12 protein-coding genes are annotated in these 15,517 nt (G+C 59.4%); 2 read left to right on the forward strand and 10 right to left on the reverse strand.

Annotated elements, in window-relative coordinates:
- Nucleotides 1-16: 16 nt before the first annotated feature.
- Nucleotides 17-214: a hypothetical protein gene (locus tag RHOOR92_RS0115570; RefSeq protein WP_007511439.1), complete on the reverse strand. Its 198-nt coding sequence runs from the start codon at nucleotides 212-214 to the stop codon at nucleotides 17-19.
- Nucleotides 211-900, reverse strand: coding sequence for a phosphatidylserine decarboxylase (locus tag RHOOR92_RS0115575; RefSeq protein WP_007511440.1), 690 nt, complete (start codon nucleotides 898-900; stop codon nucleotides 211-213). The genes RHOOR92_RS0115570 and RHOOR92_RS0115575 overlap by 4 nt, the downstream gene beginning before the upstream one ends.
- Nucleotides 901-1,429: 529 nt before the next feature.
- Between RHOOR92_RS0115575 and RHOOR92_RS0115580 the strand changes: the two genes are divergently transcribed.
- Complete coding sequence (locus RHOOR92_RS0115580) at nucleotides 1,430-3,721, forward strand: hypothetical protein (protein ID WP_081491647.1); 2,292 nt, start codon at nucleotides 1,430-1,432, stop codon at nucleotides 3,719-3,721.
- A 145-nt stretch (nucleotides 3,722-3,866) separates the two neighbouring features.
- Here RHOOR92_RS0115580 and RHOOR92_RS0115585 read toward each other — a convergent pair whose 3' ends face one another.
- Nucleotides 3,867-5,594 (reverse strand): hypothetical protein, encoded by a 1,728-nt coding sequence (locus tag RHOOR92_RS0115585; RefSeq protein WP_027490668.1) that lies wholly within the window; start codon nucleotides 5,592-5,594, stop codon nucleotides 3,867-3,869.
- A gap of 176 nt (nucleotides 5,595-5,770) precedes the next feature.
- Entirely contained in the window at nucleotides 5,771-6,634 is an 864-nt protein-coding gene (locus tag RHOOR92_RS0115590) for a hypothetical protein (protein WP_027490669.1), read from the reverse strand.
- 613 nt (nucleotides 6,635-7,247) lie between these two features.
- On the opposite strand from RHOOR92_RS0115590, the gene RHOOR92_RS0115595 reads away from it, so the two are divergent.
- Nucleotides 7,248-8,150 carry a polysaccharide pyruvyl transferase family protein gene (locus tag RHOOR92_RS0115595; protein WP_027484494.1) on the forward strand — a complete coding sequence of 301 codons (903 nt, stop codon included), beginning with the start codon at nucleotides 7,248-7,250 and terminating at the stop codon, nucleotides 8,148-8,150.
- Between the two features lie 114 nt (nucleotides 8,151-8,264).
- On the opposite strand, the gene RHOOR92_RS0115600 is transcribed toward RHOOR92_RS0115595, so the two are convergent.
- The 6 genes from RHOOR92_RS0115600 to RHOOR92_RS0115625 form a co-directional block, all read right to left on the reverse strand.
- Nucleotides 8,265-9,224, reverse strand: a complete 960-nt coding sequence (locus RHOOR92_RS0115600) for a glycosyltransferase family A protein (RefSeq protein ID WP_037115567.1) — start codon at nucleotides 9,222-9,224, stop codon at nucleotides 8,265-8,267.
- A gap of 155 nt (nucleotides 9,225-9,379) precedes the next feature.
- Nucleotides 9,380-10,171 carry a phosphotransferase gene (locus RHOOR92_RS0115605; RefSeq protein ID WP_231378412.1) on the reverse strand — a complete coding sequence of 264 codons (792 nt, stop codon included), beginning with the start codon at nucleotides 10,169-10,171 and terminating at the stop codon, nucleotides 9,380-9,382.
- Between the two features lie 183 nt (nucleotides 10,172-10,354).
- Nucleotides 10,355-11,836: a lipopolysaccharide biosynthesis protein gene (locus tag RHOOR92_RS0115610; protein ID WP_027490671.1), complete on the reverse strand. Its 1,482-nt coding sequence runs from the start codon at nucleotides 11,834-11,836 to the stop codon at nucleotides 10,355-10,357.
- A 347-nt stretch (nucleotides 11,837-12,183) separates the two neighbouring features.
- Entirely contained in the window at nucleotides 12,184-12,828 is a 645-nt protein-coding gene (locus RHOOR92_RS0115615) for a class I SAM-dependent methyltransferase (protein WP_027484978.1), read from the reverse strand.
- 109 nt (nucleotides 12,829-12,937) lie between these two features.
- Nucleotides 12,938-14,158: a glycosyltransferase gene (locus RHOOR92_RS0115620; RefSeq protein WP_231378413.1), complete on the reverse strand. Its 1,221-nt coding sequence runs from the start codon at nucleotides 14,156-14,158 to the stop codon at nucleotides 12,938-12,940.
- Nucleotides 14,159-14,190: 32 nt separating this feature from the next.
- Nucleotides 14,191-15,516, reverse strand: coding sequence for a putative O-glycosylation ligase, exosortase A system-associated (locus tag RHOOR92_RS0115625; RefSeq protein WP_007511461.1), 1,326 nt, complete (start codon nucleotides 15,514-15,516; stop codon nucleotides 14,191-14,193).
- Between the last annotated feature and the right edge of the window lies 1 nt (nucleotide 15,517).

Below are 15,517 nucleotides of genomic sequence, written 5' to 3' on the forward strand. Positions count from 1 at the left end.
CGGCGGCCTCGCACTCTTACTCGATACGAAAGCCGAGGAGAATCAGCCCGGCCCCGATAGCCCAGCCGATGGCCAGCGTAACCAGAAGCCGGCTGATCCGGATGTTTTGCAGGCGCCAGTACAGATCGCTCAGCAACCACCATAGGCCGGTGAAAACGGCAAGCGCAAAAACGCCCCAACCCAGATGACCGGACGACCACAGAAAGTCATTCATGGGCAGGTCGCGCCTTCTGCAACCGCCGTTTCGCCGGCCCAGACGCGATCGCCCGTATGCACCAGCAGGTTCACCGCAGCCGGCAGCTCGAGCACCACCGTGCTTCCCAGCAGGATCCGGCCGATCCGCTGGCCGCGCTTGATCTCCTCGCCCTCCTGGACCCAGGTCTCGATACGCCGCGCCGCCAGGCTGGTAATCAAGCGCACCGCAACTTGCCCGGCGCCCGTCCCAATCACCAGACGCTTTTGCACCGGGCAGGATTTCTCGCGCAGAAAAGCAAACTCCCTTCCCTCCCCGTCCATGAAGCCGTCGCCGTGCGACTCCACGGCGAGCACCCGACCGGACACCGGGCTGCGCTGCACATGCATGTCCCAGAAACTGAGCGCAATCACCAGATAGCGCACTCCGCCTTGTACCTGCGCACCGGTCACCAGCCCGTCTGCCGGAGCCAGCATGGCGTTGCCGGGAGGCGCGATGCGCTCCGGATCACTGTAAAAGTGGCGCAGAAACGCACGCTGAAATTCCCCCCGCTTCAGCCATGTGCGGATCTGCGTTTCCGGCCAGCGCTTGCGCGGCGGAAGCCAGCGCCGTATCAGCGGCGACGGGTACGGGAAATAAAACGCCCAGAGCACGATGGCCGCGGCCACCAGGCACAGGATCACGATCTGCAGGACAAGTATCGTCATTTCATTGCGAATCCTGATTGGCGACAACACTCAGCCATGAAAATTGTCGACGGCGCGCAACTAGGCCCTGACCAAGGCTTGCACAGGATCACGACGCGCGCCAGTCGCCGCCGCAGTTCGACCAGGCGAAAGCGGCAGCTGAAGCGGCACCTTGGCTTGAGGCGCGTGTCCCGGATTTTGTGCAAACCGGTCGCGATCAGGCCACTGCTGCCTGATCCGGAGACACGATGGGCCAAAGCAGGCGTGAGGCAACATGAGCCTGCGCAGCATCGGCAAGGAATGGGCGATGCCGATTCATGACTGGAAGGCAGCCTCGAACCACTTGCGATCCGGTCCGGGGAGCGACTTTCTCAACGGCAACTCACATCACGGTGACGCAAAATCATGTATATCCTCGCCCGGATCGGCGACATCGTGGGGGCAACCACATCGTCAGCCACAGGCCGCATATGTCGAGGCGGCCTGACTCGAATGCGGCCAGCACCGGGACATCCGGAGCGGCATCATAAGGTGGCAGGATCACAATCCCATGCATATAAGCGAGCAAGCCGGACGCTTCAACCAAGGCAGCTGGGTTGGCCAAGCCGCTGTGAAGATGCTGTGCGGGTGCGCAAGCTGCGTGCTGATGCTCGACGCGGCGCCGGCGCGAGCGGGAATGGTTGTGACAGACAACGTGATCAGCACAGTCGCGCAGGCGCAGACCCATGTTCCCGTCACTTTCGGCCAGGTCTTCAAGGCTGGCGACATACCCCGGGGCAGGACCGTCACGGTTACCGCCACCCTCAATGGGCAGCCGGTAGCCTTGCAGGTGGACAGCAAAGCTACTCATCCCGACGGCAGCTTGCGCCACGCGGTGCTGACGGCGATGGTTCCGGCACTGCCGGGCAATGCAACGTTGCCACTGACGCTTTCCACAAGCCCATCGCCAACGGTGACCGGACAGGACCAGCCCATCAGCTTGTCGCAACTGCTTGCGACAAACTACGACGCCGACGTATCGCTCGACATCGGCGGCCGCAGATACGCCGCAAATGCCCGCGCACTGTTGCAGACGGCCAACAACACGAATGCATGCAAGCCGTGGAACCGCCACTGCAATGTGTGGCTGTCGGGTCCGCTGGCGAGCGAGTGGGTAGTGAACGGCCCGGTGACGGCTTCCGACGGCACCACCAACCCCAGCCTGCAGATCTACTTTGCAGTCCGCGCATATGCGGGAACGGTACCAGGCAGTGTCGGGCTGGTGCGCACCGACATCATCGTCGAGAACTCCGATGCGTTTTCGCCACAGGCGCAGCCACAGTACACGGCAACCCTGACGTCGGGGAGTGCCAGCTACACCAGCCCCGCACTGACACAGTACGCCTACACGCGCTGGCACCAGGTACTGTGGTGGAACCATGTCCAGCCACAAGTCTATTTGCAGCAGGACACCGGATACATTCAGGCGAGCAAGGCAGTGTCCCGCTACATGCCACTGCAGCCTGACGAGAAGTTTTTGGCCAGTTTGCGCCAGACCTGCGCGCCGCTGGACCACTGTGATCAGACCCAGAAGATGCATATGACCGGGGCACAGGCAGCGATTGGGCCACTGCCGCGCTGGACCAGCGTGTACATCGTCGACCCGGATGTGCGGGCCTACAACTGGATGCTGGCCAACACAGATGCGCTCGGCGCCTATGGCATCCATTACCGGGACCAGGCGACCGGCTGGCCAGTCAGCATCCAGCAACATCCTAACGTCACGACAGTGGGCTGGACCTACGCAAATGGCGTTGCAAAGCAGGCGTTGACAGGGTCTGCGGCCCACCGGGACAAGGTTGCTGCCTACCGGCGGGATCTGCTGCCAACCTGCGTGAACAACACCGTGGTGACGAATTGCACATCGACCTCATATGGGACGGGTAACCCGAACCTGTGGGACAACGCGCACCAGCCGGCACAGTCCTACGTGCCATACATGGTGACCGGTTCGTACTACTACATGTCCGAGCTGGCGTTTGCGGCCTCGCTCAACGAAATCTGGTCAGGCGCGGAGTATCGCGATTATGCGAGGGGATTGATCGACAAAAGTCATAGTCAAGTGCGTGGCAAGGCATGGACGCTGCGCCAGATGGCGGATGCGGCGTGGCTGTTGCCCGATGACTACCCCTTGAAAGCCGAGTTCAAAGCGGATGTGGAGAACTCGCTGGCAGACTGGAACCAGAAGTACACCAACAATCCGAACGCCAATCCGCTGGGGCTGCTGGACAGTGGCCACAGCTACAGCATGCAAGGTGGCACCCGAAACGCGATGGCGCCATGGATGCACAGCTTCTTCACTTGGTCGGCAGGCCACGCGGCGGAGCTCGGTTTTGCGGGAGCCGCGGAGCTGCGCGACTGGTTGGCGAAGTTCGAGATCGGTTTGATGACGGACTGGCAAGCCAATCCAACCCAGGGCTATTGCTGGCTGGAAGCTTCCGCCTACACGCTGGTGGTTACCGATCCCACTGGGAAGACCTACCTGCCCTCACACAGTGCCATATACGCAGCGACGTTCCCGAGTCTAGTCGGACTGGCCTGCAATTCGCCGGCCATGGTGACCGCCATGGGAACGCTGGAGAAGCAACCGTGGCAAGCTGGCAAGATGCATGGATACCCAAACTCGGCAACGGGTTATCCGGCGAATTTGCAGACCGGGCTGGCCGCCGCCGCCGATAGTGCCGTGCCCAAAGCACACGAGGCCTGGAATCTTTTCGAGTCGCGCAGCGTGAAGCCAAGCGGCACCACCGCCTACAACAACTATCCCAATTTCGCCGTCATGCCGCGCCTTGTGCCGCAATGACATGCCGATCTCCGTTCTAGCGAGGGCAACCGCCTGGCGCAGCCATTGCTTTGGTCCGATGCAATCAGGATTGTCTCCAGATCTTGCTCCGACACTGCGCGCTTCGGCCGCCGAACCTCGTGCGCAGGATGCCGCGCATTGAGCACTAGAGCAGCCGCCGCCATACGACCTCGACGGCAAGAGCGCGCCCCAAAGCACGCTCATCCGCCAACTGAATGAGGTCGAGCAGCGAGTCCATGCGCCACTCGCCTGGAAGCAACGCACGGTACCGTTGCCACACCGCAGGCGCTATCCGCATATTCTGCAGACTCCGGCGTGTGGCATTGATCATTGGGCGCAGCCGCACGGGACGCGCGCACGTCGTCCACTCGGCCAGTCGTGCCTTCCAACCCGGTCCAGCATCAAAGCGAAAGCCATAGGTCGAAGGTTGCGCAGCGACCCCCTGATGCAGTGCGGCGACCAGGCGACTTTCCAGGGCCCCTGCGTTCTTCCAGCGCAACGGCACCCGGAGCGCCAAGCGCACGGACTCCAGATCCACCAGCGGCGTCGCGTAGTTACCGTGGCGTACCGCCACACTGTTGTTGAGGCCCATCCAGTAGTGGCAGCGAAACAGAGGGTAGAGCAGCTCCACTTGCTCGCGCGACAGAAGCTCGCTCCCGACTTCAGACATGCCCACGATATTCCGCATCGACGCGGCGAGCCGCGCTTCGTAACTTGCCAAGCCATCGGGGTCGCGAAAAACGCTGCGGCTGAATCCGCGATAGAAGGTTCTCACGATGTCAGGAGCGGCAAAGGCACGGTTCGGCAGATGGAAGAAGTTGCGGAAGATCTCGCCGCCGCCACCATTCAGCGCAATGCGCCCGTCGGCAGTTTGCTGCAATCGGGTGTGGCGGTCAGCGCCCGGATCATCGATGCCGTCGCTGGGCAGGCCGTCGAAGAACAGCGCGCTCTGCTCCAGGGATTCGATGTCGGGCATCGGAAAACCACGATTCATCGCGCGTTTGTCGATTGCTTCGAGCGCGAGGTCGGCCGCAGCAGCCACGGTCCGGGCTGCCGCCACGTCGGCGGAGTCGGCATCGCCATATACAAACAACCGAGGCCGCACACCGGCATCAAGCAACCCTGCGACAATCAGGCGTGAATCGAAACCGCCCGACAAAGCCGCATTGACCCGACCCGGAAAGGCCGATGCCACCTCGGACGAAATCGTGCGCAGATGCCCGGTGATGGCCTCCACCGCCTCGTCCAACGAGTGGAACTCAGGCGTCTGCACCTCGAAACCGCGGGGGAAGCGCTGCCACGTACTGCGGCGCCGAAAATCCTGGACACGCCCGAGGGGAAGCAGGTCGACACCGCGCGCGACCGATTGGCATGAATGCGCCGCCCCCAGCAGTACGTATTCAATCGCCGAGGCGGCGTCAGGTTCGACGCGCTGCCCATAAGCGCAGACAGCCAGCCAGCTAGTACTGAAAAAACAGCGATCTGCACTCGTGTAAATGCGTATGAAGCCCAAAGCGTCGTTCAACAGCCAAGTTTGTTCACCCGTGTCGAGGAACAGCGCAAAGTTGCCGCGCAGCGAACCTTCTTCCAGACGCCCCGTCGCGCGAACTTCGTCGAGCAGTGACGCCAACGCCTGCCGGCCGAAATAACCGCGAAACCACAGTGGACCGACGCAGCAAGCTGCCCCCAATGGGCTTTGAACGACGCAATCCTCGACTCGCCGTTGCTCCGGATGCCCCCATGCGACAACGCTGCCTCCGTACCATTCGATCTGCGTGGCACGGATAAACCGTTGCCGCTCCAACGAGCGTGCCGCACGGATTTGCCCGTCGGAATCGCCGCCAACAAGGAATACCGACAGTGCGTTCAGCATGGATATGCGTCGCGTGCCGATACACAACCGAAGGAAGACACATTCAGGCCCATGACCTCACCGTCGATGAGTTACGACCGCCGTTCCTGTCCACGCTGCGATCATGTGACTCCCCTCCGAGTCTATCCGTGTTCCGTTGCAGCACACCGCTCACCCATGACCGCTTCACGGCGAGGTCATTTCGTCGGTATCTCCACCCGCAACACAATATCTTCAACCTCCGACCCGGATCCAAACCGGTGAACCGCCTCAAAATGCCGACCATTCCCCCTGCGAAACAGGGTTCCGTGGCTGGCACGGTCTTCATGTGTGCGCACCACCAGTAGACTGCCCTCGGGTTCGGTCAGGTAGCACCCGATGTTCGCTACCATTGCCGAAAGGACCGTGGGAGAAAAATATCCGCTGTTGAGCACATTAGCTGCACGAACAAAATCAAATCTTGCCTCGAATTCACTGTTGTACCTGCTTATATCATCGGTGCACACGGTGATACCAGACTTGGCCAGCGCTCGTGGGGTAACCAGCTTCACTTCACTGATCCGGGCGTCGTCCGGATTACGCAACATTCGATGCACCTGATGAGTGAATAATGTATTGACGAACTTGCGCAAGATGAAAAGCCCGTTGTAATAATCGTCGCGCGTCACCCAGGGCTTCATGGTGACAAAGGGAAAATCGAACCGAAGCGGAAATCCGCCGGGATCGACCAACGCGTAGCACCGTGGAAACACCTTCACCAAGAAGGCGTCGATCAGAATATCGGTACCGACAACCTCGACTTCGCGCCCGCCCCGGCTCAGATCATCGTATAGCTCGACTGTGCTTATGCCGGAAGAAATCCCGACGTCCAGAACCCTGAGCGTCGGTGGCGCATGGTGCAGGAGGTACTCCTGGAGATACGGATTGATGTCGGAGAAGCGATCGTGAAATGTAGTCTTGTAGGTCCTGTTTCTCGTCATCAGCGAGGTGAAAAAGTCCTCCTCCATGCGTGGAGTAAGACGCTCCGACGGGGTTTCGAAAAAAGTCTTGGCTGCTAGCATGGAGTTCGTATATCGCGATGACATTTTATTGTGGCGGACTACCCCGATGACGTTTCGATTCTACTCGCCCGTGGTTCGGAGCGCTCATCACGAACTCTGCCAGGAAGTCATCTGTTCGCCCATGGATGAAGCCAAAGCATGGCGCTGAGCTCGCAGGAAGGCGAGTGATCGGTCGAAACATCCTTCAGCTGTCAACTGGCGACGCTGCTCTATCAAGACCCGCTTGGTCATTCAATTTTCTGACGAAAAAATCAGGGCGTCCCGGACTCCATGGCGCCATTTCCTGCCGGAGCGCTCGGTGTCCGAGAGAGCGTTGCGGCGGATAGTCGTTGTGGAACTTCGCATAGCGTTCCGCGGCCGGCTCAGCAGCGCACAGCTCGGCGCGAATGCGCGGCGTGGTGCGGGCCAGCGGAGGCAAGGTCAGGAGCATGGATCGGTCCCAAGTTGCTGGTACAGTTGCTTCATCGCCTCACGCGTCCAGGCGCCACGCCATCGCGACCGTGCGCAGACTTCGCCATGTGATCACCAAAATTGACGTCATCCGATCAGGCCTTGCGAGCCATTTGCGCTCGAGCTTGAAATGCGTTGCCGATCACTAAGAGTGTATGCCGCCATGAAGCTCTACTACTACATTGACAAGCATGGAAATTTTGGCGACGACCTGAACCCTTGGTTATGGTCAAAGTTGATACCCGACATAATAGATGACGACGACTCCGAGATCTTTGTTGGAATAGGGACATTGCTAAACAACAACATTCCAGCAGGTCCCAACAAGATCGTATTCGGGTCCGGCGTAGGTTATGGCTCCGCCTTGCCGACAGTGGACGAAAAGTGGAAGTTTTACTGTGTTCGTGGCCCCCTAACCGCCGCAAGGCTCAGACTCCCTAACGAATATGCGATAACGGATCCAGCGGCGCTAGCTCCCACCGTGTTCCGCCCAAACGGTCCGAAACGAGCCGGCATCGCGTTCATCCCTCATCACGTGAGCGCATGGAACCTGGACTGGGAACGCGTCTGTCGAGAGGTTGGTATACGCTATATCGACCCAAGAAAGGATGTCGACACCGTACTCGAGGAGATCTCCAGGTCGTCGGCAATCATTGCAGAGGCCATGCACGGCGCCATTTTGGCGGACTCTTTCAGAATACCTTGGATGCCGGTCGTGCTGTATGACCATATCCTCCAGCCAAAGTGGCACGACTGGGCTGGATCACTTGCTCTGAAATACTCCCCTGCCCAACTGAAGGGCGCGTGGGATCCCGATTACAATTACTCCAAATCGGACAGGCTCAAGATCGTTGCCAAAAGATCCCTTTGCAAGGTCGGGCTTGGTTCCACGACTTGGACACCACCGCCTGCCAAGAGCACAAACAAAGAAATCGAAAGTTTCATCATACAGTTCGAACGATTGACCAAAAACCCTTCGCTGACGCTGAGCAAGGACAGTATTTTCGACGAAGCCTCAAACCGCCTCATGGAGAAGCTGGAGCAGCTCAAAGCGGACTTCTCCTGATTCTGCGCATGACGGGACTCCGCTCTCGATGCACCTGCGAGGCCGGACTCTTTCCCAAGGCAGCGATCACGGAGGCGATCGCTGCCTTGGACACGGCCCACTCAATGTCTTCAGCTAACCTTTTGGCTGGGAAATCATATAGCGTCCCATTGCTTTCAAAAAGCATCCCACAGTTATACGACGTTCCGTCAAGAGGCGATGACCGAGAGCGATGGTGGACCGTGACCGCGTGCGGGATGCCACGTACATCCACTGGGAAGCCAATCTTCGCCGCGCGGTCTGCACGTCGCTAATTTCAGTTGGTGAGAGATTAAGACCATTCTCGCCAGCAACCAGTTTTTGCAATATCAGGTCCGAATACTTTATGGCATTGATCGCGTTGGAAGTACTGGTCTTGTTCTCCGCATGCCGCTGCCATACACCCAATGATTTTTCAAAAAACCCAAGTTTCCCCTTCCTCTTGATAAGTTGAAGGAAGAACAGACGATCTTCATTGAAAAGCAACGTCTCATCGAAGCCGCCAACAGCATCAATGCACGATTTGCGGCATGTGATGGTCATCGGAATGACGCTACCCGCAATCATGTTGGAAAACAGGCCATCGCCCTCCAGTTCGACAAAGCCGCCTCCCATGGTCTTTTTCGCCATTTTCCGAAACACGGGGTGATCCAGGTCGTGGGAGATGAACTTGCCATCCACGTCCACAATATCCCGATCACTGAAGCACGCCGCCCAATCGGGAAATCGAGCCAAACCCGAAACTGTGCGTTCCAGAAACGTCGGGTAGATCAGATCATCTGCGTCAAGGAAAGTAATCAATTCACCAGATGCTTTGCGGATCCCGTTGTTGCGCGCAGCCGAAGACCCTCGGTTCGGCTGGCGCTCCAACATGAGCGCCAACTTCGAATGGCGTGCGAATTCCTCTACCTGAAGCGCCGTGCGATCCGTGGAACCGTCATCGACGACAATTATTTCGTCCGGTTTGAGCGTCTGGCTCTCGATACTGGCCAGTGCACGGATTATGAACTTGTCCGCGTTGTAGGCAGGAATGACGACAGAGATACTCAGGCTCAAGGGCTTCTCTGGGCGACGTTGGCTTCGGCCAATGGCAGTATACGCATTCATTCTGGCATGGGATCCCTGGCCCGCTCCGCGATGCGTATTTTCGTCGGTAGGCTGTGAAGGAATCACATACGGCACCATGCATGCAGCCAAGTCACTTCGTCAGCTCAGGAGACTTCCTCGAGCCGCCTCGCAAGCTCCCGCACCAACGGTCCAATCCGCCATCTCGCATAGTTCGCCGCCAGGCGTCCCTTCTGGCGATAGGCCCCCAGGTAGCACAGCGCGAAATACAACTGAGCCCAGTACACGGCCTGCGGGTCATTCCCATACCCATACCCGGCAAGGAACATTGACTCTCGCTGCAGGTAATGACGATTTGTCAGCAAGCCCCCAAACGTGCGGCAGACAAGCCAGAGATGGTTCAGGAACGGTGCAAGGTCATAGACTGCCGGTCCGATACTCTGCCAATGTATGTCGAGTCCAATGTATCGGGTGCCGTCGCACAACATGTTTTGGGGCTTGAAATCGCCATGCTGGCGCACGCCGGCGAACTCCCTTGCGTCCATACGCAAGCCTGTTTGTTCCAGACATCGGTACGCGGTCCATGTTTCGCGATCACGGCGCAAGACCGCACCATAGGTGACCGCAAGGTAGTCGAGCTTGTCCGCCACACCCAGCATCTGCATCTGTACGTCCGGGTCGCCGCTCTGGTGCAGCTTGCGCAACCAGACCCCCGCAGCACGGCATGCCTCCCGCGCGTCAGGCTCCCCCAACGACCGCAGGTGTTGGGCCAAATTGTCGCCGCAGAAATGGCGCGTGACCATGATCCCGCGTCCCGCGGACTCCAGGTAACCCAGCGACAACAACGTCCCAAAGTGTTCGTCCTGAGGGAACACGCGCTGGAGTGTGCACAGGGTTTCGTACTCACGGCGTGACTCGGCACGGGCATCGCTGCGCAAGTCATCCCTTCGACTCACCTTGGCTACGATCTGCTCCTGGCAACGCACGCATCGCAGCCGCTGGATGCTGGAGTTTTGCCTCGGCAGGGGCCTCGTCACCGCGATCCAACTTCCCGACGCGCGACAACTGGTGCAGATGAACCGCGCGTTGAGTAACCCAGCGACGCCCAGCCCGGTCACGGCCTAGCCTCGCAACAGACGGTAACGCGAGGAAATATGCGAGACGACACGCTTGAGCTCATCCAGCAAGGGGTGGCGTGCGACCACGAGGCCGAGCAACCACCCTGCACCACCTCCGACGACAGCCAGTTCAAACGCCAAAAGCACGTGTCGCGCCGCAAGGCCAGGCCAAAGAACCACCGCTGCCGGTACGGCACAGGCACCCAGCGTGACCACGACGCTCGGAACCAGTGCCTTGGCACATTTGCGAACGGCCAGCGCTTCATAAATTCGCATTTTTCGGTAATAGAGCACTGTAGCAATGATAGAGACGAGAACCTGTGAAGCCGCGACCGCAGCGACGCCATAGAAGGCCGCGCCGATGGTAATGCCGACCCTGACGGTTTGATATTGGAGCTCCACGCAGGTCACGGCCCTTACCCGTCCCAGCGCAACCAGGAACCGGTTGCACTGGAACATCAATGTTCCGATCAACGCAGCGAAACACAGCCACCGCATCAGCGGAATGGCTGCATCCCATTGCTCGCCGAACAAGATGTTGATGACTGGATAAGCAAGAATGACGCTACACGAAAAAAACGGCCAACTGATCCCGGTTGTGTAAACCAGCGCCTTCAGGAACAGGTCCGGCGCGGTGGCGTGCTCCCGGTGCTCGCGTGCGAACGCGGGAAAGGCGACCGCTCCGATCGCACCAAGGACGTTGGTGCGGTACATGTTGACCACGCCATATCCGCGCGAAAACAACCCCGCGTCCGTCATACCCAGCATCTTGCCGATCACGAGGCTGGCGGATTGTTCTCCCAGTTGGCTGGCGACGTCGGAAATGGTGCGATTGGAGCCAAAGTGCAGGACACGTTTCCAATGCATGAAACTCAGTCCCTTCACGCGGTACTGCCAGCCCCAGAGCGTGCAACCGATGATCAGCGCCGAGATGCCAGCCACCGATGCCCACGCGATGCTCATGTACGTGAATCCCGCATACGCAAGCGCAACTGCGGTGCAACTACGGATGATGGATTCGCAGATGCGAATCTTGGCCAGCTTCCCGTACTCCAGTTCGCGGTTCAGCAACGCCATTGCCGTGGTGCCGAACGGGAGCAGAAAAAAAACGAAACCGAGTACCTTCAGCACCCGCGTCACGCCAGGATCCCCATAGAACGTCCCGATCACGCCGCTGGCCGCGACGATGATGCCGCCAAGGACCCATGCGATCATGAGGTTGATCGTGAACACCGTGCGCACCAGCGCCTCATCGAGGGTTGGTTCCTGGACCACGAATTCGCTGACCCCGAAGTCGCGCAGCATGTTGATCAGGGCCACGAGTCCCGCCGCGACCGAAAACACGCCGACTTCCGCTGGGGTCAACAATCGGCTTATGATCACGACTGAACCAAAACTAAAAACGAGTCCGACGAGCCTCTGCACGAAAGACAGCGACAAGGCCTGTCGTACACTGGTCCTCTGTTTTTGCTCGTTATCAGGCACAGCGCATCGGCCTTACTGACCAGCAACGAAACCCTGCTGTGAAAACGTCCTGACCTTCCGGGCCGGCGGGACGACCGCGCAAGACTGCGGCCGGAGGTTGCCTGGCGGGAACAAGCCTGGGAGTTCTCATCATGATAAGTCCTGATTATCCCTTGGCTTCGGCCGCCGCGACTCAATTGTTCGCCAGTCCTGGATCACCCGCGCGGGTGATCCAGCGTTTTTCAGTCAGGAAAATCATGCGTTCCTGGCCGTCGTGCGAACCAAAATCGGTCTTCCTGGGGTTCCCAAATTCGATTAATGATTCGTGTTACTCATGCCGCCCGTCGATCACCCAAAGTTCAAAGGCATCAGACTTTTTCTGCAACGATATACACGGCCTCGCTGATCAACGGAAGTAGACGATGGCGCCCCACCTCACGCAGGCCGGACTTTTCCAACAGTAGCCTGATATCCCCGTTGCTTATCGGATAATTTGCGGGTGGCTGATGTCCCATTAGCCGTTTCAAGCGCCGCCGAAACCTTTGATAGCCCGAATCGAGGCTCTGGTTGATGACTACGATTGAACGACTCAACCTGGCGACCGCAGTCAGGAACTCGATCTGTCCGTCGAGGGGAAAGTGCATCAATACGCGTGCGCACAAAGCACCGTCGCAGATTGGGCTGTTCGGCGGGTCTTTCTTCATATCCGCCACCTCGCAGGTGAAGGTCTCCGCATACGAAACCAGGCGTTGTCGCGCCACACTCAGCATGGCTTCGGAAATGTCGAAGCCGTGGACCCTGTATCCAGCCTCCAGCAGCGCCCCGGCAAGACGCCCGGTCCCGCATGGCGCGTCGGCGATCGTGCTGCCTTTGGATAGCCGGGAAAAACACTTGGCGACGGTCCGTTTTTCGAGGGAGTTGAATACCCGCCCTGGAATACTCGAGAACCGGCTTGCGTCGTAGTCGACGGCAACCGTTTGGCTCTTGTAATGCTCGTCAGGGTTCCAGTTCATTCCCTGCTCCTTGATGCGGCTGTGGAATGGTAACGGGTCCGACGCCCGCGAGGGGTCTGCAATATGTTCGCGAGCGGGCCCGCAAACACCATCCGGATCCGGGAAACGTTCAAGTGCAAACCTGATCGAGCAAGGAGGCCAGTTGTGCCGCCCCGGCGCGCCTTGAATACTGGGCGACCACGGCAGGCCGCTGGGACGGAGCGGTGCCCTTGGTCAATGCGTATAGGAATCGGCGCAGGCCCGTCGCAATAGCGTCGACGTCATCGGCCGCCACGAACTCCGCCCCACCGGACTCTCGCAACAGGGCGGCGGTGTCGCCGTTTGGTCCGACCAGCGCGAAGATCGGCCGTCCGATCCGCAGGTACTCGTACACCTTGGCCGGTATCTGCAGGTCGAACCTGCTGCCCTGGAACAACAGCAATCCATCGGCCGAGACCTGCTCGAACAGTGCTTCGCGGTTGCCGACAGGTGGCGCCAAAGTCACCATCTCTCCCAGTCCCAAACGCTGTATCTCCCGAGTGTAGGTTGCCTCCGAGCCACTCGCCCGCAGGACGACCTTGATCATCCCTGCAGTTACGCCGCCCGAGTCCCTGAGACGCGCGAGTGCAGCAAAGAACGGCAGAGGGCTGCGGCCTTCTGGATACAACAGGCCGCTGTGCAGCAGTACCAACGGTCGCCCGGCTTGTGGAGGCGGGCGTCTGAGGTCGGCGAATGCCTCGTCGTCGTATCCATTGGCGATGACCGTCAAACGGCCGGCACGCCATGCCTCGGGGTAGCGCTCGGCACACCACTGCATCGCTCCGGGCGTCGTGAACACCGAACGCGCCGCGCACGACAGGACGCGACGCTCCCAGCGGGCCTGCGACCTGACCGCCATCGGGTTCTTGCCCGCCGTTGAACTCGCAACCGGGTCGCGAAAATCCGCGATCCACGGGATGCCCGTCAAACGATGCAGGGTGTAGGCAACACAGTGGGAGGTCATGATGGGAAACGTCGACCAGATCGCCTGCGCATGATGGCGCCTGATCAGGCGCAGTCCGTTCCAGACAGCGGCGGGCCACCAACTCGACCACCTGTCGGGTAACGCGAAAATGGACGGATACCTGCCCATGACTGCCATATGGCGCTTGGCGTCCAGCGCAAAGGCACGGTACACATTGCACTCTTTGGGTATGGATCGAACACTGGCGGGATCGGTCAATTCGTACGCGCCCGGGGTTGCGGAAAGGACCACCGGGTCCCAGCCGCGCTCGGGCAGGTATTTCGTAAACGCCAAGAGCCGCAGGTGACCGCTGCTCAGTGCAGACGGCGGGAAATGGAAGCCGGTCATCAGTACACACTTGCCCACCACACGCCCCTCCATCACGGCTTCCCGAACGAATGCTCGGCCTGCCCGCGTCCCAGCAGGTGCGGTTGCGTTGCAGCGGCCCCTGCTGACCCCGCATATGCGACGACTCCTTCCGGTAATAGACCCTTCAGCAACGCACACATCGCCATCAGCTGATAACTGAGGTCAAAGTAGCTCGATGTGGTGGCCAGACCTGCAGTCATGAACGCAAGCAGGCTTACCTGGAGCATTGAAGCAAGGTCGAACGCCCATTTTTCATTTGGTAAATGCCGGCTTTTGTGGCGAACGTATGCACAGCTTCGCCAACTGGCGACCAGCAACCCAACAAAGATGGCAAGTCCAGGAAAGCCCTGTTCGCCAAGCACTCGAAAATAAATACTGTGCACCGCCCGTTGGACAGCCTCCTCGGGTGCGTAGCGGTTCCACAGGGCCTCGCTTTCATAGACTTTGAAGCCACCCCCGGTCAACGGGCGGTGCAACGCAACATTGGTTGCAAACTCCCAAGACTGGACGCGTGACTGCACCGTATTCACATCCTCCACGTGATGGATCGTATCCATGCGCGCAGTCCACTGGGGAGGCATGAAGTGATAAGCGGTGAGCCCAATCGCCATGAGTGCGATCGCGAGCGTCAACCGTTTGCGGCTTTTCAGGAACAGGGCCGCGCTTACCACCATGAGCGCAATGAGCCCGCCACGCGAGTAGGTACCAAGTATCGCGGCGCCGGTAAGGAACATCGCCAGTCCCAATCCGATCCTCACCATTTTTCTTGAAGTCTGGAGCTGTAGGTAGCGCATCAGTGGCAGAACCATGCACAGCGCCTGGGCCAGGTCGTTGTTGTCCCCGATGAAGCTTCCGGCTGGGCCGAACACGCGATTGCCGCCGCCGCTGATGATCGTGAACAAGCCTCCTTTGAGGCCGTAATACCCCAGCGATATCACAATCACCCATATCAACCAATGCATGCGCTCACGGCTATTGATCAGCATCAAGGTCACAAACACCATCACCATGATCTTGGCGAAGGTCTGCCAACTGACCCAGGCCGCATCCGGCAGGACCGCAAAGAAGGTGGTCAATCCAGTCCATAGCAGAAACATCATCAGCAACACACTGACCGTCGACCTGGGGATTCGCTTGTTCTCCTTGCCAACCCCCAAGCTCAGAAGCGTGACGACGGCAATTAGCATCACCCAAGGAAAGCCGTAGGCAAAGCCGAAGGTCAGCCGGTGCGGGTTCATGTAGCCGAGCCACGACCACACCAGCAAGCCGATGTACGGGCGCATCGCGGCCAGGGGGATCAGCCCGAGCATGATCAACGCGAAGGCGATATCGCGCATG

Origin of the sequence: Rhodanobacter sp. OR92, from assembly GCF_000427545.1 — a bacterium.
Classification (GTDB): domain Bacteria; phylum Pseudomonadota; class Gammaproteobacteria; order Xanthomonadales; family Rhodanobacteraceae; genus Rhodanobacter; species Rhodanobacter denitrificans.